A 17731-nucleotide genomic window follows, 5' to 3' on the forward strand; every position below is an offset into this window, starting at 1 on the left:
ATTTTGACCTTGATAAATATTATACAAAAATTAGAGCACCTTTAAAAGAGTATTTTCACAAGATAATAAACGTGTCAGATATATTGGTATTGTCAAAAATCAATTCTCTGAATTTATGAAGGCTATATGTTTTAATTTGAAACGATTAACCGTTTTAACGGGTAGCTAATATTATCATAGATAACGCATAGATAGTAACAAAATTTCTACTAATTTTGTATATACTAACCAAAATTTATCTTAAATTTAAACACAAATTTTTCCAAAAAAATATCCTTCCTGTAATTCTCTGCTTAATTCCTTATCTCTCAACACTTCCAGAAGAGCAAGAAAAAGTAGAACTAGCTGCACAAGAAGAAGTAAAGGAGGCAGAAAAAGCAAGAATTGCTGAAGCCGTAAGAGTTGAAGCTGCTGAAGTTGCAGAAATGCAAAATGCAGTAAAACAAGACGAAGAAATGATGGGAGCAATATATAATCCGATTCATGGTATTATCACTCAAATGAGCCGCAATATTATATCGCATAGAATGTTCTCTAGTGCTGCAGTTGCTGCGGGTGATGAAGATGAGAAAGTGTTAGATAAAGGTCTTTGGATTGCAGGTACTATCGGTACTAATAAGCAAAAAGGGACTAGCGGTTATAGAGGTCATGCTTCAGGCGGTACTATAGGTTTTGACGTCGGTTCTGACAACTTTAAAGATTTAGTCGGTATTGCTTATACTAAACTAGATTCAAAGTTTAAATCTAGCGGTAGCAGGTCAAATACTACCGTTGATAGCCATATATTAGCTCTATATGGTCAAAAAGAGTTACCGAAAAACTTTATGATCCAAGCTATGTTTGCTTACAATCATAATATAGTAAAGAGTAAAATCAATCGTTTAGGTACTATTGCAATCGGTAAATATAAGAATAATAATTATAACTTTGAAACCTTATTAAGTTATAATCATCTTATGAACGGCGGTATTACTCTTACTCCAAATCTTGGTATAAGATACGGTCACTCTAAAGACGGTTCTTATCAAGAAAGCGACGTAGGTATTCAGCATTTGAGTATTGCTTCTAAAAAGCAGCATTTATGGAGCGGTATTTTAGGTGGCAGCGTAGCTTTAGCTCCGCAAAAGATAGCTGAAGGTTTCAGTATTACACCAGTACTTCAAGTTTCTGTAGAAAATTACTTTAACAATAAGAGTAAAAAACTTAATGCTAAAGTAAAATGGAAAGATAGAGAAGTTAATGAAACTATCGCATTACCAAAGCAGTCTAAAGTCGGTTATAATATCGGTGCTAGCGTTTTAACTGAAAAAGGTAATATAAGTGTGACTTTATAGTATAACTGCCACTTACAGAAGAAATATCAAAGTCACCAAGGATTTGTAAAATTGAAAGTGAAATTGTAAGTTATTATTATTCCATGTAAGTTAATGAATGTCATCCCGCGTGGTATTGTTGCGTGGATCGGTAAAACCTACTGTGTCACCCCGTGGTCCATAAAAACAATAACAAATACTAATATTTTAGTATTTTTAACTGGATCCCGTGGTCAAGCCACGGGATGACAGAGGTGAAATTGATCCACGCAACAATGCCTTGCGAGGAGCAAAGCTTTGCTGCAATCCAGAAAAAATAATAAAAAAATTCTGATTTACAGAATTTTTTTTCTTCCTTGCTTCGTTGAATTACTACGTAATTCTTCTTAGCTCAGACGGAAAAGCAGGTCCACGCAGGCAATGCCTTGCGGGAATGACGAAGAACCATAAATAATACTTATTACTCGTCTCTTACTACTAAAACTGATATATCTGAATGACGGACGATTTTAGAAGCATTAGGTCCAAGCATATAATCTTTTAATTGTAGTCTGACTGCAGAGATTATTATTAAATCGGCTTTAATTTCATTAGAGTGCTTAATTATTTCATCATAAACGGCACCGTTACCTATATAATAATCTGTTTCAATTTCATCAGGAATATATTGTTTGATAAGCTCTTTAATTTGAGTTTGATACTTTTCTTTTTTCTCCGTTTTCCAATTTTTAGGTAAATAATCTTCAAACATTTTCGTACCGAATTCAGGAATTACATACATAAAATGTAATTTTGCTTGAAAGTTCGTTGCAAGCATTAAAGCCTTAGAAAGAATACCTTTTATAGATTTTTTATCATTTAAATCTATAGGTATAAGTATATTTTTAAATATAGTATTTTCAGACATAAGATATTGCTAGTTTTTATTTCTTACTGAATCATGTTTTGGTAGAACAAAATTTTTAGTATCGGCAAAATAATTAATATCGAGGTTATTTAATAAGTAATTAGAAAGTTTAAAATTTGCTACGTTTCTATGAAAAGCTCCAATAAATTTATCTAAAATATCACGATTCGCCTCATCTCTAGTTACTAGGATTGCGGATACTTTTATTGTAGTTTGATCATTGGTAATCCCTGGATATAAGCCCTTGTGAAGTATAGCTTTATGAAACGCTCTATTTTGTTTTATTAATTCTGCTATTTTATCATTTTCAATTGAAACGAAATCAACTTCACACTTATTAGCTATTAAATTTACTAAGTGGTTAGAGTGTCCAACCATCATTATTATGGCATCTATTTCCTTATTACAGAATTTATCAATAGAATCTTCATAATTAATATGTAGCTCTTCAGGTTCTTTAGAAAATTTATATAAAGAACGTATGGCATCATAAGTAATATTACTACTGGAAAATGCCGGACCGTTAGTTATTTTTTTTCCGTCAATATCAGCAAAAACTTTTATTTTATCCTCATCTTTTACAATAACCGTAAAAAACTCATCATGTAGATTAAGTACCTGACGTAAATTTTGCATTTTTTCTTGATCGTGATAATAACCTATGCCCTCATATGCTTCTACTGCAATATTAGCTTGTACTAGAGCTAAATCAATTTTGCCTTGTTGTAATAATTTTAAATTTTCTATACTGCCGTTTGTTGCAACAACTTCACATTTAATATGTTCATTATTTTTATCATCATTTGTAATAGTCTTGCATAAATCAAGTCCAATAGCATAATATCCTTTTAAAATAGAGCCGGTACCGATTTTAATGACTTTTGGAGCAGCATAAATATTACTGCAAATAAGAAATATGCTAATAATAGTAGCTAGTTTAAAATTATTCATAAAACTAATTTGAATTATTTTCAGTGTTTTGGTCTTCTTTATGTTCACCAAGTTTTAGTTCTAATAAATTAATAGAACCGATATTTATTCCTTTATCTGAAAACTCAATATCAAACTTAGCTTTTTCTATATTGTTGTAAGCCGAATTTACATCATTTTGATCTATATTTAATTGCTCGTCGGAAGCTTTATTAATTGCTTTAGCAATAATTGTTTTAATTATTTTCTTAGAAAAAATAATATTATTCGGTAATAATTTATCAACTATGAAATTATAATTTTCCAGCTCAAAATATAGTTTTCCTTCCGGTAATTTATTGGCAAAGAATTGTAAAGCACCGTTTAAATTAACTTTAGAATCATTATCACAAGTAAAAATAAATCTTTCTATATTAAAATTTTGTAAAATAGCTGAATCTTCTCCGTCTTCAGCGAATTTTAAAGAAGCAGCAATATCTAAATTAGCATTTTTAAAATTCAAAATATCTTTTTCTGAATAATAATTCATATTTAAAAATAAGGATATATTTTCCTCAGTTGCCAAATTCTGTTTTCTTATAAGAAATGCTAAATCATTAATTTTAAAGATTTCTTGATTATCTTTAAATATCGATAACGCTTTATTATTTAACTGAATTGATTTTAATATTTCTTTTAAATTATCATCTTTTGATATTTTATATAAAGGTTTATTAAATTTCCCTATGCCTTTTATGTCATCATCGCTGCGTACATCATAGGTAAATGTTTTATCACCGTAATTATCGACTTCTCTAATAAAAGGACCGAAATTAAGAGCAGCTCTTTTAGTACTAAAAGCTATATTTAGGACAATATTTTCACTGGTAAATTCTTTAGAATTTACATGATCAATTAATTTTACTTTAGGATTCGTTACGGTAATTTTCCAATTAAAAGGATAGCCTGAAAACTTAACTGCATTATAAGATATTTTAAGATTATCGGATTCAGAATTCTTAATTAAACTTACAACGTTATTTTTTATAGTATATGCAGTTGCAAACCATATTATAGTAAAGGCTAAAAACACAAAAAGAAGTATTTTACGTATCACTTTTTTAATCCATTATAATTTTATATTACGAGTAGCAGAAGGAAGGCGTACTTTTATGCCATCTAATTCTTCGGTTAAAATAATTTGGCATCCCAATCTAGAAGTATCGGTAAGACCAAAGGCTAAGTCAAGCATATCTTCCTCTGCTTCCGTAGTTTTTTTTAATTTGTTGTAAAATTCTTCTTCTAAAATAACGTGACAAGTAGCACAAGCAAGCGATCCTTCACAAGCTCCCTCAAGGTCTAGATCGTTACTATGGGCAATTTCTAAAATGGAAAGCCCTATAGGTGCTTCTACAGTTTTTTCTTCTCCATCATTTACAATAAATGTTACTTTTATTTTTCCTGACATTCTTCTTATTTTTCCTTATCTAAATTAGTTCGATTATATATAATATTTTATATATAACTGAGGTTATTTAATTTGATTGATATTTTTGCCTTTTAGCAAATCATTAATTATTATATTAAACTTTGTATTCATAGATTTTTTTATTTTGGATTTAAATTCTTTAATAGAATTGTTAATTAAGATCCGATCTCTAGCGTGAGCGGCTTCTTTTATATTATCTAATAAAGAATTAATTATAGATATCTCACTTTCCGATAATAAAGCTGTTAATTCTGCTATAGCACGTTCTATGCTAAAGATTAAAGCCTCTGCTTCAATTACTGCTTCTTGTAATAATCTTGTAGTATAATCTATTTTAGCATTTTTATAAGCGTTTTCTAATATAATATCAATCTCCGTTTTATCAATACCGTGATTTGGCTTTACTTCTATAGTATGTGATGTATTGCTGATTTTCTCATAAGCAGAAACGGATAATATACCGTCTGCATCAATAGCAAAAGTAATTTCGGTTCTAATATTTCCTGCTTTCATAGGAGGAAGTCCCTTTAACTCAAATCGAGCCAAGCTACGGCAATCTACAGCCATTTCACGTTCGCCTTGCAATATATGAAATTGTATGCCGGTTTGATTATCGGCATAAGTCGTAAATTCTTTTACTACCGAAATAGGAATCGGAGTATTACGCATAATGATTTTTTCAACTATACCGCCATATAATTCCATACCCAGCGATAAAGGTACTACATCAATCAATAATGAATTTGTATGGGGTGCTATTAAATTTTCTGCTTGTAATGCAGCCCCCCATACAACTGCTTTATCAGGATCAATATCTGATAGAATATCTACTTTAAATGCTTTATATAATTCGTCTTTTATTAAAGGAATGCGGGTTGCACCTCCTACTAAAATAACTCCGTCTATATTTGGATTTCCTGCTTGTTCTAAACATTCTTTAGCTATATTGATAGTACGTTCTACTAAAGATAAAATTAATTGCTCCAATGTTTGCTTATTAATTGATATATTGTCATTATTAAAACTATCTTTATATGTTAAAGTTTCTTTTGCTTTTTTTGCAAGTTGTAAAGTATTTATAGAATTAGGTAAATCAAATTTATTGCAAAGATATTGTGTAATTACTACATCTATATCGTCGCCACCAAGCATATTATCGCCGTTTGTTGCTATAACTTGAAAAATGCCTTCTTGTATATTAAGAATAGATACGTCAAAAGTGCCGCCGCCTAGGTCATATACTAAATAACAACCGCTTTGATTTTTGTTTAAGCCATAAGCATAGGCAGCTGCAGTAGGTTCGGCAATTAGCCTTAATACTTCAAAACCTGCTATTTTAGCCGCAAGCATTACTTTGCCTCTTGCTGCATCGTTAAAATGTGCAGGTACGGTTATAACTGCTTTAGTTATATTAGTCTTTAATTGTTCTTCTGCTTGATTTTTTAGGTAAATAAAAACTTCTGCTGCAATCTCAGGAATTCGCATCTTCTGATTAGCAAAATTTAGCTTAAGCTCACTACTATAGTCAATTGATTTGGACTCGCATACATCGTCACTCGTCGCTCTCCTATTAGTTATAGGCTTCGTTCCTTGCTCCTTGTATCCAAATCCAACTGAATTGACTATATCTATGTCGATATAATCTTTAGCTAAAGAAAAAAGTGCCGGAGTATTCAGAATTTCTTTTAATGTTTTACCGAATAGTCTTTTAATAGAACGCAACCCTTTATTATTACCTATTATAAAATTTTTATTTGTAAAATCTATAGTAGTTGGAATTAGTTCTTTATCATCTCTAGATTTAATAACTTTAACTTTTCTATTAGTTGCAATAGCTATTAATGAGTTAGTAGTGCCAAAATCGATACCGACTGCTATTTGTCGTTCTTGGTTAAAATCAGCTTGCTCCGGTTCCCTAATTTCTATTATTTGCATGATTTTATTTTTTCTTGCAGTTTATGCAGTAATGTCCCAATATATTTAAGCTTGCTAGTTTTTATAGTTGCGTCTGATAGATTTTGTTCTTCAAAAGCTTGTTTTAAAGAATCAATCTCAAGCTTTTTCATTAATTCATATTTGTCTTTTATTTTTTCTAAATCACTAAATAAGATTGTATTTTCGATTATTTCCATTTCATCCCAGAATATGCTTAATTCTAGAGGCGAAAGTAAACTACGTGTCTTTTCGTCATTCAAATTTATATTTTGCAAAAGCAGCATATATTCAGCACGCTTTAAGGCATCTTTAAGAGTAGAATAAGCGTTATTTAATTCAGCCGCAGTAATTAGATTTTGTTCCTTTTCCTGTAAAGTTTTTGCTTTATCGGGATGATATTTTACCTGCATAGCAAAATATTGCTTTTCTAATATCTTTAAATCAATATTATAATCTTGCGGAAGTCCTAATAATTGAAAATAATTTTGCACTGTATAATTTTATATTATTTTAGATTTTGTTGCATGGCTCATGTATGTCATTCCCGCTTTCGCGGGAATGACATACATGAGCCATGCAGCGATATCAATTTTTCAAATTAAACGAGTATACATTAAAAATTAAAAAAATACAATTATGGAAGTAGATCTATTACATTTTGAAAAAAAATATCATAACTATATTGTAGCAGGTATAGATGAAGCAGGTAGAGGACCGCTAGCAGGTCCGGTAGTCGCAAGTGCCGTTATAATAGATAACGCTAATATTATACCGGGTATTAAAGATTCTAAAAAACTTTCTAAAAAGAAGAGAGAGTTATTATATGAGCAAATAACTAGTAATTATGTTTGGGCAACTGCTATTATTTCTCATACCGAAATTGATGAAATTAATATATTAGAAGCGACTAAAAAAGCTTGCTCTGTTGCTGCGGCAAATCTTAGCCTTAAGCCGGAGATAGTTTTGGTCGACGGCAATATGCAGTTTAATGATGAAAGATTTGTTAGTATAGTTAACGGTGATAATTTATCGTTATCGATTGCTGCGGCTTCTATTGTTGCAAAAGTTACTAGGGATCGTTTGATGCTAGATTTAAGTACTGAATTCCCACAATATTTATGGCACAAAAATTCCGGCTACGGTACAAAAGAACATATCGAAGCTATTAATATACACGGCCTATCACCGTATCATAGAAGAAGTTTTAAGTGTTGTTAATGGGCGTTGTTGTGTGGATCGAAAAACCTGCTGGGTGTCATACCGTGGCTTGACTACGGTATCCAGTAAAACAACTAAAAATACTAATATTATTAGTATTTTTAACTGGATCCCGTGAATAAATCACGGGATGACAACACAAAAACCGAGCCATGCAACAAGGCTGGCGGGGCCACGAGGTGACAATCGGGTTTAGCTCAACTCAAGTGCTGCCTCTTCTAGAGTTTTTAGCTGATCACGAAGTTTGGCGGCTTGTTCAAATTCAAGATTACTTGCGGCTTTAAGCATGTCTTTCTTTAATTTTTCAATATGGGCTTTTAACTTAGCAGGGTTATCAAATAAAGTATGAGCTTGTTTTTTATCAAGCTTACTATCAACTTTCTCAAGTTCTGCTAAAGCATGGATAGCATGGTTAATAGTTTTTGGAATTATGCCGTGCTTTTCATTATATTCCTGCTGAATTTGCCTTCTACGCAATGTTTCACTAAGAGCTTTATCGATAGATTTAGTCATTTTATCAGCATAAAGTATAACTCTGCCTTCACTATTTCTTGCAGCTCTTCCGATTGTTTGTATTAACGATACTTCAGACCGTAAAAATCCCTCTTTGTCTGCATCAAGTATAGCAACTAAGCCGCATTCAGGAATATCAAGCCCCTCCCGAAGTAGATTAATACCGACTAAAATATCGATAGTACCTTGCCGTAAATCTCGTAAAATCTCGATACGCTCAAGCGTATGAACGTTAGAATGTAAATAAGAGGTTTTATATTTTAGCTCCTGCAAATAGGCGGTTAAATCTTCTGCCATTTTTTTAGTTAAGGTGGTGACTAGAATACGAAAACCTTTAGCTATAGTGGCTTGAATCTCGCTAATTAAATCTTCAACCTGATTGGTGGCCGGCTTTATAATACATTCGGGATCAAGCAGTCCCGTAGGTCTGATAATCAACTCTACTACAGTGCCTCCGGTTTCTTCTAGCTCAAACGGTCCCGGGGTTGCTGATACAAAAACGGTTTGCGGTCTAAATTTTTCCCATTCTTCAAATTTTAAAGGTCTGTTATCAAGAGCAGAAGGCAGACGAAACCCATGCTCTACCAATACTTCTTTTCTTGCTCGATCACCGTTATACATCGCTCTAATTTGTGGTACGGATACGTGGCTTTCATCAACAAATAATAACGCATCTTCCGGCAAATACTCGAATAATGTCGGTGGCGGCTCACCGGCATTACGACCGGTAAAGAATCTCGAATAATTTTCAACGCTTTTACAGCTGCCTGTTTCCATTAACATTTCAAGATCATATTGAGTACGTTGATTTAGCCTTTGAGTTTCAAGCGGTTTATCTTGCGACTTTAAGAACTCTAAGCGTTTTTGTAATTCTTCTTCAATGCCTGATATGGCACTATTTACCGTTTCTTGCGGCATCACGAAATGTGAATTACCAAAAACCATAGCTTTATCGAGCTTAGCAAGTTTCTCGCCCGTTAGGGGATCAAATTCATGTATATATTCAAGTTCATTACCGAAAAATGATAAACGCCAAGCTTTATCGCTATAATGTGAGGGGAAAATATCGATGTTATCGCCTTTAACCCGAAAGCAGCCGCGCTCAAACCCGATGTCATTACGCTCATATTGCAGATTTATCAAATCATTTAGTAGTTTATCACGAGGATAGCTTTTACCAGGTTCTAGATTAACCGTCATCTGATAATACAAATCAGGAGAGCCAAGCCCGTAAATACAGGAAACGGAAGAAACTACTATAACGTCACGACGCTCTAATAATGATCTTGTAGCAGAATGACGCATTAAATCAATCTGCTCGTTAATTGATGAGTCTTTTTCTATAAAAGTATCGGTACGTGCTATATAAGCTTCGGGCTGGTAATAATCATAATATGAGACAAAATACTCAACGGCGTTCTTTGGAAAAATCGACTTCATTTCTGAATAAATTTGAGCAGCTAAAGTTTTATTATGTGCCATTATCAGAGTAGGGCGATTAGTTCTCTCTATAATATTCGCCATAGTAAAAGTTTTGCCTGACCCCGTAATACCAAGCAACATTTGTGAGCGTTTTTTACTATTTAACCCTGCTATAATTTCATCTATTGCTTTTGGTTGATCGCCTGCCGGTTTATATTCTGAGATAATAGAAAAATTATTCATGTATTTTTACTTGCTTTAAAAACTATAGTTTAAGATAATATATTAAAATCTAACAAAAAAATATAATATTATGAATAAAGCTATATTACACACAATTATTATTTATACTCTCGCTAGTTGTCCTTATTGTATAAAAGCTAAAGCATTGCTTGATGAGAAAAATGTTGTTTATGAGGAAATTGAAGTAAGTAATTTTACTCAGGAAGAGAAAGAAAAATTTATTAAGAAATCCGCTGGAAAAAAGACCGTCCCGCAGATATTTATAGATAATATACGTGTTGGAGGTTGTGATGCTCTGTTTGATCTTGAAAAAGAGGGAAGGCTAGATAAGTTGTTAGAAAATCAGCCGAAGAAGACTTCACCTGCAGCTGGGGCATAAGAAACGAAAGGACTAGTTCTATATCATTCCCGCGTAGGTGGGAAGACGTTGTTGTCTGGGTGCCAAATCGTCATTGCGAGGAGTGAAGCGACGTGGCAATCCAGAAAAATAATTAAAAAAATTCTGTAAACCAGAATTTTTTACTGGATTGCTTCCAATTACTTCGTAATTTTCCTCGCAATGACGGAAAACCGATCCACGCAACAATGTCACGCTGGAATGACATAGAATACTACAATAAATTACATTCACAAAAACTCCAAAAATGTCCAAAAACAACAATCATAAAAATTCATTCTATTTACTTCTGTCTTATTTATGGTCAAAGGATTTTGATATACGCCTGCGTATTGTTACGTCTCTTATTTGTCTAGTCATAGCTAAAGTAATAAATATTTTCGTTCCGATTGTTTATAAATATATAATAGATGGGCTAAATAAAAATTTTGCTCTTTCGGTTATTATAGGGATTATTGTTGCATATGGTGGAACAAAAATATTGGTACAAATATTTAGTGAGCTGCGAAATATTATTTTCTCAAAAGTAGGACATCAGGCGACTCGCTTAGTTGCTCTAAATGTCTTTAAGCACATGTATAATTTAAGTATGCGTTTTCATATTACTCGGAAAACAGGAGGCTTAAGTAGGTCAATAGAGCGTGGTACTAAAGGTATTGAAGCGGTGCTGCGTTATTCATTATTTAATATTTTTCCGACAAGTGTAGAAATTATACTTGTAAGCGGGATGTTATGGTATGTGTACGGTATTTGGTTTGCCGTAACTATTTTAATAACAATGATAGTTTATGTCGGTTATACTTTCCTAATCAGTACTTGGCGTATTTCTTTTGTAAGGGAAATGAATCAAAGCGATAACACTGCCAATAATAGAGCAATCGATAGTTTGTTGAATTTTGAAACCGTGAAATATTTCGGTAATGAAGAATATGAGGCGGATAAGTTTAATGAAGCTTTACAAACTTATGAAAAATCAGCCACTAAAACTACTAACAGCCTATCGATTTTAAATATCGGGCAGGATGTTATAATATCCTTAGGGCTTGTTAGCCTTATGATACTTTCGGCAAATGCTATTGACCAAAATAAAATGACTGTTGGCGATTTAATAATGGTTAATACTTACTTGTTTCAGCTATCAATTCCGCTTTCAATACTTGGCTTTGCTTATAGAGAAATTAAAAACGCCCTAGTTAGTATGGAAGATATGTTTAATCTTTTAGATATACCGGCAAAAGTAGAGGATGCTGTGAATGCTAAGGAGTTAATTATCTCAAAAGGTGAGGTTAGTTTCGATAATGTTAGTTTTGCTTATAATCAGGAACGTCCGATTTTGCATAATATAAGTTTTACGATAGGAAGCGGTAAAACTTTAGCGGTGGTAGGTAGTAGCGGGGCAGGGAAATCAACTATATCACGTTTGCTGTTCAGATTTTACGATATTAATAGCGGTAGCATTACTATAGATAATCAAGATATACGAGAAGTCACGCAGGCGTCGCTACGTAAATCTATCGGGATTGTTCCGCAAGATACCGTACTATTTAACGATACGATATATTACAACATCGCATACGGTAATAATGCAGCAAGCTATGACGAAGTTATAGCAGCCTCAAAAAATGCTCATATTCATGAGTTTATCAGCACGCTGCCTGAAGGGTATGAGACGCAGGTAGGCGAGAGAGGTTTAAAACTTTCAGGCGGTGAAAAACAGCGTATTGCAATTGCAAGAACCATCCTAAAAAATCCAGCAATATATGTTTTTGACGAAGCCACTAGCTCGCTTGATACTAAAACTGAAAAGCTAATTCAAGCAAGCCTTAAAGAGATCTCGGCACGCCATACTACTCTTATCATTGCTCATAGACTATCAACTATTATCGATGCAGACGAGATTATCGTTTTAGATAACGGCTATATAGTAGAACGAGGCAACCATAAAACCTTGCTACAGCACAAATGCTATTACGCAGAACTCTGGTATAAACAGCAGGAAGAGAAAAGTAAATAAAATATGGCATTGCAAGCGACTAATATATCGTTCCTGCGGGGCATTGCCCGCGTGGATACCCAAGTCGTCATTGCGAGGAGCGAAGTGATGCGGCAATCTAGAAAATAATTAAAAAAATTCTGTAAATCAGAATTTTTTACTGGATTACTTCGTCAATTACTTACGTAATCTCCTCGCAATGACGAAAAAACCGATCCACGCAGGAATGACATGGATAGCTAATTGACTTTTCAAAAAAACTGAGTAAAATCTCTTGCAAGAATAGCGGTAGCGTTATTCTGGGGTTTCAAAACCCTTTATCACAGATGGTTAGCATTATCCATTTAAAAATGCTCCTCAACTTTGTCATGGTTGGGGTGATTTTAGCTATGTTCAGGGTTTAAAGTGCAAACTTTAAACCTAAAAGCTATTATAACTGTTCTGTGACGGTTCTTTGAACGCTCCAACCACCCAAGGTTAAAATCTTCGGTGGTTGAAACTTAAGCAATTTAAGTTTAATCAATCGGGAGCAATTACATGTTCAATAAAAATAATAAATTATTATCTAAAATATTACCAATTTCTAAGAAAAATAAAGATTATAGTAAACTGATCCCCACTTTGTGCTTCGTTGTCTGCCCTTTCGCCTATTATTATAGGCTTCGCTCCTCACGTCTGTCACAAAATGGAGCTGAGTTTACTAAACTAAGAGCTAAGTTTAAACAAAGGTTAGAAGAACAGGTAACATTAGATGATATAAAAAGAATAGAGCAACGTTCATTATATTTAGAAAGTATAAAATAATTCTAATATATAAATAAAGTTTGTTAACTTTTACGATTATATCATTGCCTAGAAGCGGTTGATATCGTCATTGTGAGCGACTAAAGACTTTATTGTATGACTTGTTTATGTCATTCCTAGCTAAAAGCGGGAATCGACTTTGTCATCCCGTGGCCCCGCCAGCCTTGTTGCATGGCTCAAAAAACGCCTTCGATGTCATGCCATGGCTTGACCACGGTATCCAGAAAAACAACTAAAAATATTAATAATATTGATATTTTTAACTGGATCCCATGAATAAATCACGGGATGACAGGAGAAAAATCAAGCCATGCAACAACGCCGGCTTGACCACGGGGTGACAGCTAAAAGTACTAGATTCCTGCTTTCGCAGGAATGACATCGGTAGCTTAAAACAATGCCACGATTATAAATACAAGCAATCCTTGAAAGAAATTTATTATGTCTCTATAATTAAAGATAATTCATTAAATTTAAGGCTAAATAATCGTGACTGATCAAAATTTTTCTAATTTAGTACCGGTAAATATCGAAGATGAGATGAAAGTATCTTATCTTGATTATGCTATGAGTGTTATAGTAAGTAGAGCTATACCGGATGTTCGGGACGGCTTAAAGCCGGTGCATCGCCGAATTATCTATTCTATGCATGAAGCCGGTAATCATGCTAGCAAACCTTATAGAAAATCTGCAAGAATTGTCGGTGACGTGATGGGTAAATACCATCCGCACGGTGACAGTGCTATTTACGACTCGTTAGTACGTATGGCACAAGATTTTTCCTTACGTTTACCGCTTGTAGACGGGCAGGGTAATTTCGGCTCGATGGATGGTGATGCGGCGGCGGCAATGAGATATACCGAATCTCGAATGGCCAAAGTTTCGCATAAGCTTGTCGAGGATATCGATAAAGAGACTGTCAGCTTTAACCCTAATTACGATGGTTCTGAAGAAGAGCCTTCCGTACTTCCTGCAATGTTTCCTAATTTATTGGTTAACGGTAGCGGAGGTATTGCGGTCGGTATGGCAACTAATATCCCTCCGCACAATTTAGGTGAGGTTATCGATGCTTGTTGTTTATATATAGATAATAACGATATAGAAATATTAGATTTACTCGAAATTGTTAAAGGACCGGATTTTCCTACAGGCTCAATGATTTTAGGCATTAGCGGTATTAGATCGGCATATCTTACCGGTAGAGGTAGTATAATTATGCGAGGTCGAGCCGAGATTGAGAATATCGGTAATAGCCGTCAAGCAATTATTATTACCGAAATACCGTATATGGTAAATAAAGCAAGGCTTGTTGAAAAGATTGCTGAGATGGTTAAAGAGAAACGTATTGAGGGTATAAGTGATTTACGTGACGAATCGAATAAAAACGGTGTAAGAATTTTTATTGAGTTAAAGAAAGATGTAGTTGCTGAAGTAGTCTTAAATCAAATATACGCATGTACGCAGCTACAAACTAGCTTTGGTGTTATTATGCTTGCTCTTAAAGACGGGCTACCGAAAGTGATGAATTTGAAAGAAGTAATTGCAGCTTTCGTTAGTTTTAGGGAAGTGGTAATTACTAACCGTACTATATATTTACTCAATAAAGCAAGAGATAGAGCACATATTTTACTAGGGTTAACCATTGCCGTTAGTAATATCGATGAAATAATACGTATTATTAAAGCTTCAAATGACCCGAATGCAGCTAAACAGGAATTAATGGCACGCAGCTGGGATGCGTTAAATATTCTACCGCTTGTGAAGCTAGTTGATGATAAAGCAATGTTAAATGAGCAAGGCAAATGTAGCTTTACTGAGGTGCAAGCTAAGGCAATCTTAGAAATGAGGCTACAACGTCTAACCGCTATGGAGAAAAACAAACTTGAAGAGGATTTAAAGAATCTCGCTACGGAAATTGCCGAGTACCTTAATATACTTGGCTCTCGTACAAGGTTACTTGAGATTTTAAAGGAAGAGCTAATTAAAGTTAAAGAAGAATTTGCGACTCCTCGTCTTACTTCAATTGAATTCGGTGAATTTGATCAAGATATAGAAGATTTAATTCAGCGTGAAGAAATGGTAGTAACCGTAACGCTTGGGGGGTATATTAAGCGTGTACCTCTAAGTAGCTATCGTTCGCAAAAACGCGGCGGTAAAGGAAGATCAGGGCTTTCAATGCGTGATGAAGATATTACCACGCAAGTTTTTGTCGGTAGTACTCATACGCCAATGTTGTTCTTCTCAAATATAGGTCAGGTTTATAGTTTAAAACTGTATAAATTACCTTTAAGTAATCCGCAAGGTAAAGGAAGACCAATGGTTAATATATTACCGTTGAAAGAAAATGAGCATATTACAAATATTATGCCGCTACCTGAAAATCAGGATGAGTGGGATAATTTAAATATTATGTTTGCAACTGCTAAGGGTAATATCAGAAGAAGCGATTTATTAGATTTCAAAAAGATTCAGTCGAACGGTAAAATTGCTATTAGGCTTGATGAGGACGATAAATTAATAGACGTAAAACCATGTAAAGAAGACGAGCATATTTTACTTGCCACCAAAGCCGGTAAAACTTTAAGATTCCCTGTTGAATCGCTGCGTGTTATTAAGAGCCGTACTTCCGACGGAGTACGAGGTATGAAACTTGCCAAGGAGGATTCCGTAATTTCTATGACTGTGCTTAAAGGCATTAGCAGTACAAAAGAGGATAGAGATGCTTATTTAACAGTGCCATGGGAAAAAAGGCTTGAGATTGCTAAAGGTGAGGAGTTTAACCTTGAAGAGTTAAGTGTAACTTTGACTGCAGATTCTATTTTAGAAATGGCAAATTCCGAAGAATTTATCTTGACGGTTACAGAGAACGGTTTTGGTAAAAGAAGCTCGGCTTATGGCTATAGAATTACTGACCGTGGCGGCAGCGGTATAATCAATATGGATATTAACGACAAAACCGGTTTAGTCGTCGGTGTTATGCCGGTTAAAATGGATGATGAGCTAATGCTGATCACCAATAGCGGTAAGTTAATTCGTTGTAAACTTGAGTCAGTGCGTATTACGGGACGTAATACTAGCGGCGTAATCCTATTTAAGCTAGATGACGGTGAAAAAGTCGTATCTGTCTCTTTAATTGCTGAAACTTCTGAAAGCGAAGAAGATAGTGAATTAGAGGAAGAGGGATTAGAACAATCTGAAGAGGTGTAGTAGTTGTTACGAAGATAGGTAAATGCTCGTTTTATGTCATTCACGCATGGCATTGGCGTTGTTGCATAGCTCGTTTATGTCATTCCAGTAACGGCGGGAATCCAGTAAAAAAACATAAATACGGCAAGTTTTTAAAATTAAAAGCTCGCTTTATGCTGGATTCCCGCCTACGCGGGAATGACATCGTACGTTTTTTTTGGGCCATGCAACAAGACCTCTGGCATTGTTGCGTGGACCAGTAAGACCACTCTGTTACCTAGTTTGCTTGACCACGGGGGCCATAAAAACAATAAATATAATAATTTTAACTGGATCCCGTGGTCAAGCCACGGGGTGACACTCGAAAAATTGTTTCATCAAATTACTCTGTAATTTTCCTCGCAGTGACGTTAATTTATTAACTACTCTGCTTTTAATTAGCAATACCTCCCAAAGAACTTCTAGAAAAGTATTGCAACACTAATTTTTCTCTCTATAATAACTGTATATTGAATTTATGAATATGCAAATATTAACTTTCCAGTCTTTCTTTACTACTACAACCGGTTCAAGCCGGTAACAATATCTCTATATCTTTCTTTTAATTATATCCACCCCTTTAAATTAACTAATTATTATTAGGTAAGTTTTATGTTTCGTAAAATGCCACTTATTTTAATGGCTATTATCATAGCTATCATATTATTCAACCCACTAATGAGTTTAGAAGTAAAAAGGTTATTATATTCAATAAGTCTATCTATTAAATCTATAATTGGATTATTTCTTCCTTTAATTATTTTTGGCTTACTTTTTAAATCTGTTGTAATGCTAGCCAAAGATGTAACACGTATAGTTTTCTTAATATTATTACTAGTATGTGGGTCTAATTTTTGTTCTACTTTCATAAGTCATTATGTAGGTATATACATATGTCAATTCGATTTATCAATGATCTCTCCTATAGAAAATGATAGTTTAAAGCCTTTATGGTTACTTAATTTTCCTAATATTATTTCTAATGATAAAATCGTATTTAGTAGTATTATCTTAGGCTTTATATCCTCAAAATTTTGTGCTGAGATTGCAATTGGATTAGCTTTCAAGATAGAAGCATTTGTTGCAAAAATATTGTGATTGTTTATCTATATAATTCCCTTATTTATAATGGGCTTTATCGTAAAACTACAGTTTGATGAAGTATTAGGTATAATTATTAAAGATTATATGTTCATTTTTGGGACAATCGCATTTGCTCAGTTTGGCTATATCTTTCTTGCTTATTTTATTCTAAGTAACTGTCGAGTTAAGGAATTCATAGCTAGCCTCAGTAATATGATGCCAGCATCTATAAGTGGATTTAGTGCTATGTCTAGTGTTATAAAGAAGTGTTGAGAGATAA

Annotated in this window: 20 protein-coding genes; 11 read left to right on the top strand and 9 right to left on the bottom strand. The window is 33.8% G+C overall.

Going from position 1 to position 17731, the window contains the following annotated elements; genetic code table 11:
* The first annotated feature begins 215 nt into the window (after positions 1-215).
* Together SB78_RS08065 and SB78_RS11480 are read left to right on the top strand one after the other, a co-directional pair.
* The gene (locus tag SB78_RS08065; protein ID WP_241773725.1) at positions 216-1334 is read left to right on the top strand and encodes an autotransporter outer membrane beta-barrel domain-containing protein; all 1119 of its coding nucleotides are present in this window, start codon (positions 216-218) and stop codon (positions 1332-1334) included.
* A gap of 93 nt (positions 1335-1427) precedes the next feature.
* Positions 1428-1562, top strand: coding sequence for a hypothetical protein (locus tag SB78_RS11480; RefSeq protein ID WP_277813956.1), 135 nt, complete (start codon positions 1428-1430; stop codon positions 1560-1562).
* Positions 1563-1773: 211 nt separating this feature from the next.
* Here the strand turns inward: SB78_RS11480 and SB78_RS04020 are convergent, their stop codons facing one another.
* From SB78_RS04020 to hscB, 6 genes are all read right to left on the bottom strand, one after another.
* The gene (locus SB78_RS04020) at positions 1774-2220 is read right to left on the bottom strand and encodes a universal stress protein (RefSeq protein WP_011271379.1); all 447 of its coding nucleotides are present in this window, start codon (positions 2218-2220) and stop codon (positions 1774-1776) included.
* A gap of 9 nt (positions 2221-2229) precedes the next feature.
* Positions 2230-3171, bottom strand: a complete 942-nt coding sequence (locus SB78_RS04025; protein WP_041078842.1) for a TAXI family TRAP transporter solute-binding subunit — start codon at positions 3169-3171, stop codon at positions 2230-2232.
* Positions 3172-3175: 4 nt separating this feature from the next.
* Positions 3176-4246 carry an RP198 family tick cell line-upregulated protein gene (locus SB78_RS04030; RefSeq protein WP_041078843.1) on the bottom strand — a complete coding sequence of 357 codons (1071 nt, stop codon included), beginning with the start codon at positions 4244-4246 and terminating at the stop codon, positions 3176-3178.
* A 12-nt stretch (positions 4247-4258) separates the two neighbouring features.
* The gene (locus SB78_RS04035; RefSeq protein WP_041078844.1) at positions 4259-4597 is read right to left on the bottom strand and encodes a ferredoxin family 2Fe-2S iron-sulfur cluster binding protein; all 339 of its coding nucleotides are present in this window, start codon (positions 4595-4597) and stop codon (positions 4259-4261) included.
* A 63-nt stretch (positions 4598-4660) separates the two neighbouring features.
* Positions 4661-6553 carry a Fe-S protein assembly chaperone HscA gene (gene hscA / locus SB78_RS04040; protein ID WP_041078845.1) on the bottom strand — a complete coding sequence of 631 codons (1893 nt, stop codon included), beginning with the start codon at positions 6551-6553 and terminating at the stop codon, positions 4661-4663.
* A complete protein-coding gene (gene hscB / locus SB78_RS04045) occupies positions 6544-7044 on the bottom strand; it encodes a Fe-S protein assembly co-chaperone HscB (protein ID WP_041078846.1) in 501 nt (166 codons plus the stop codon). Before hscB ends, hscA begins: the two co-directional genes overlap by 10 nt.
* Positions 7045-7189: 145 nt before the next feature.
* Between hscB and SB78_RS04050 the strand changes: the two genes are divergently transcribed.
* Positions 7190-7771: a ribonuclease HII gene (locus tag SB78_RS04050; RefSeq protein WP_041078847.1), complete on the top strand. Its 582-nt coding sequence runs from the start codon at positions 7190-7192 to the stop codon at positions 7769-7771.
* 13 nt (positions 7772-7784) lie between these two features.
* The gene (locus tag SB78_RS10105) at positions 7785-7889 is read left to right on the top strand and encodes a palindromic element RPE4 domain-containing protein (RefSeq protein ID WP_199402767.1); all 105 of its coding nucleotides are present in this window, start codon (positions 7785-7787) and stop codon (positions 7887-7889) included.
* A gap of 74 nt (positions 7890-7963) precedes the next feature.
* Here the strand turns inward: SB78_RS10105 and uvrB are convergent, their stop codons facing one another.
* Positions 7964-9949, bottom strand: a complete 1986-nt coding sequence (gene uvrB / locus SB78_RS04055; protein WP_041078848.1) for an excinuclease ABC subunit UvrB — start codon at positions 9947-9949, stop codon at positions 7964-7966.
* 70 nt (positions 9950-10019) lie between these two features.
* Here uvrB and grxC point away from each other — a divergent pair, with 70 nt between their 5' ends.
* The 4 genes from grxC to SB78_RS11945 all read left to right on the top strand — a co-directional run bounded on the left by grxC (position 10020) and on the right by SB78_RS11945 (position 13419).
* Entirely contained in the window at positions 10020-10328 is a 309-nt protein-coding gene (grxC, locus tag SB78_RS04060; RefSeq protein WP_041078849.1) for a glutaredoxin 3, read from the top strand.
* Positions 10329-10593: 265 nt separating this feature from the next.
* Positions 10594-12360, top strand: coding sequence for an ABCB family ABC transporter ATP-binding protein/permease (locus tag SB78_RS04065; protein ID WP_041078850.1), 1767 nt, complete (start codon positions 10594-10596; stop codon positions 12358-12360).
* Positions 12361-12951: 591 nt separating this feature from the next.
* The gene (locus tag SB78_RS04070) at positions 12952-13143 is read left to right on the top strand and encodes a hypothetical protein (protein ID WP_410524506.1); all 192 of its coding nucleotides are present in this window, start codon (positions 12952-12954) and stop codon (positions 13141-13143) included.
* A 171-nt stretch (positions 13144-13314) separates the two neighbouring features.
* Positions 13315-13419: a proline/betaine transporter gene (locus SB78_RS11945; protein WP_410524505.1), complete on the top strand. Its 105-nt coding sequence runs from the start codon at positions 13315-13317 to the stop codon at positions 13417-13419.
* Here the strand turns inward: SB78_RS11945 and SB78_RS11485 are convergent.
* The gene (locus SB78_RS11485; protein ID WP_277813957.1) at positions 13403-13525 is read right to left on the bottom strand and encodes a hypothetical protein; all 123 of its coding nucleotides are present in this window, start codon (positions 13523-13525) and stop codon (positions 13403-13405) included. The genes SB78_RS11945 and SB78_RS11485 overlap by 17 nt on opposite strands.
* A gap of 107 nt (positions 13526-13632) precedes the next feature.
* Between SB78_RS11485 and gyrA the strand changes: the two genes are divergently transcribed.
* Both gyrA and SB78_RS09685 read left to right on the top strand, forming a co-directional pair.
* Positions 13633-16350, top strand: a complete 2718-nt coding sequence (gene gyrA, locus SB78_RS04075; RefSeq protein WP_041078852.1) for a DNA topoisomerase (ATP-hydrolyzing) subunit A — start codon at positions 13633-13635, stop codon at positions 16348-16350.
* A 177-nt stretch (positions 16351-16527) separates the two neighbouring features.
* Positions 16528-16722: a hypothetical protein gene (locus SB78_RS09685; RefSeq protein WP_158510100.1), complete on the top strand. Its 195-nt coding sequence runs from the start codon at positions 16528-16530 to the stop codon at positions 16720-16722.
* Between the two features lie 245 nt (positions 16723-16967).
* On the opposite strand, the gene SB78_RS11950 is transcribed toward SB78_RS09685, so the two are convergent.
* On the bottom strand, positions 16968-17237 hold the full coding sequence (locus SB78_RS11950; RefSeq protein ID WP_041078853.1) for a hypothetical protein: 270 nt from the start codon (positions 17235-17237) through the stop codon (positions 16968-16970).
* A 43-nt stretch (positions 17238-17280) separates the two neighbouring features.
* Here SB78_RS11950 and SB78_RS11955 point away from each other — a divergent pair, with 43 nt between their 5' ends.
* Positions 17281-17466 (top strand): hypothetical protein, encoded by a 186-nt coding sequence (locus SB78_RS11955; RefSeq protein WP_052458491.1) that lies wholly within the window; start codon positions 17281-17283, stop codon positions 17464-17466.
* Positions 17467-17731 lie beyond the last annotated feature (265 nt).

This window comes from Rickettsia asembonensis (genome assembly GCF_000828125.2).
Classification (GTDB): Bacteria; Pseudomonadota; Alphaproteobacteria; order Rickettsiales; family Rickettsiaceae; genus Rickettsia; species Rickettsia asembonensis.

Excerpts from the sequence above, each read along its gene's own strand:
- SB78_RS11945 (WP_410524505.1), top strand. The coding sequence starts at position 13,315 with ATGGCTCAAAAAACGCCTTCGATGTCATGCCATGGCTTGACCACGGTA.
- SB78_RS04025 (WP_041078842.1), bottom strand. The coding sequence starts at position 3,171 with ATGAATAATTTTAAACTAGCTACTATTATTAGCATATTTCTTATTTGC.
- SB78_RS11950 (WP_041078853.1), bottom strand. The coding sequence starts at position 17,237 with ATGAAAGTAGAACAAAAATTAGACCCACATACTAGTAATAATATTAAG.
- SB78_RS04065 (WP_041078850.1), top strand. The coding sequence starts at position 10,594 with ATGTCCAAAAACAACAATCATAAAAATTCATTCTATTTACTTCTGTCT.
- uvrB (WP_041078848.1), bottom strand. The coding sequence starts at position 9,949 with ATGAATAATTTTTCTATTATCTCAGAATATAAACCGGCAGGCGATCAA.
- grxC (WP_041078849.1), top strand. The coding sequence starts at position 10,020 with ATGAATAAAGCTATATTACACACAATTATTATTTATACTCTCGCTAGT.
- SB78_RS11955 (WP_052458491.1), top strand. The coding sequence starts at position 17,281 with ATGATCTCTCCTATAGAAAATGATAGTTTAAAGCCTTTATGGTTACTT.
- SB78_RS11480 (WP_277813956.1), top strand. The coding sequence starts at position 1,428 with ATGAATGTCATCCCGCGTGGTATTGTTGCGTGGATCGGTAAAACCTAC.
- SB78_RS04050 (WP_041078847.1), top strand. The coding sequence starts at position 7,190 with ATGGAAGTAGATCTATTACATTTTGAAAAAAAATATCATAACTATATT.
- SB78_RS11485 (WP_277813957.1), bottom strand. The coding sequence starts at position 13,525 with ATGTCATTCCTGCGAAAGCAGGAATCTAGTACTTTTAGCTGTCACCCC.
- SB78_RS04035 (WP_041078844.1), bottom strand. The coding sequence starts at position 4,597 with ATGTCAGGAAAAATAAAAGTAACATTTATTGTAAATGATGGAGAAGAA.
- hscA (WP_041078845.1), bottom strand. The coding sequence starts at position 6,553 with ATGCAAATAATAGAAATTAGGGAACCGGAGCAAGCTGATTTTAACCAA.
- SB78_RS09685 (WP_158510100.1), top strand. The coding sequence starts at position 16,528 with ATGACATCGTACGTTTTTTTTGGGCCATGCAACAAGACCTCTGGCATT.
- SB78_RS04020 (WP_011271379.1), bottom strand. The coding sequence starts at position 2,220 with ATGTCTGAAAATACTATATTTAAAAATATACTTATACCTATAGATTTA.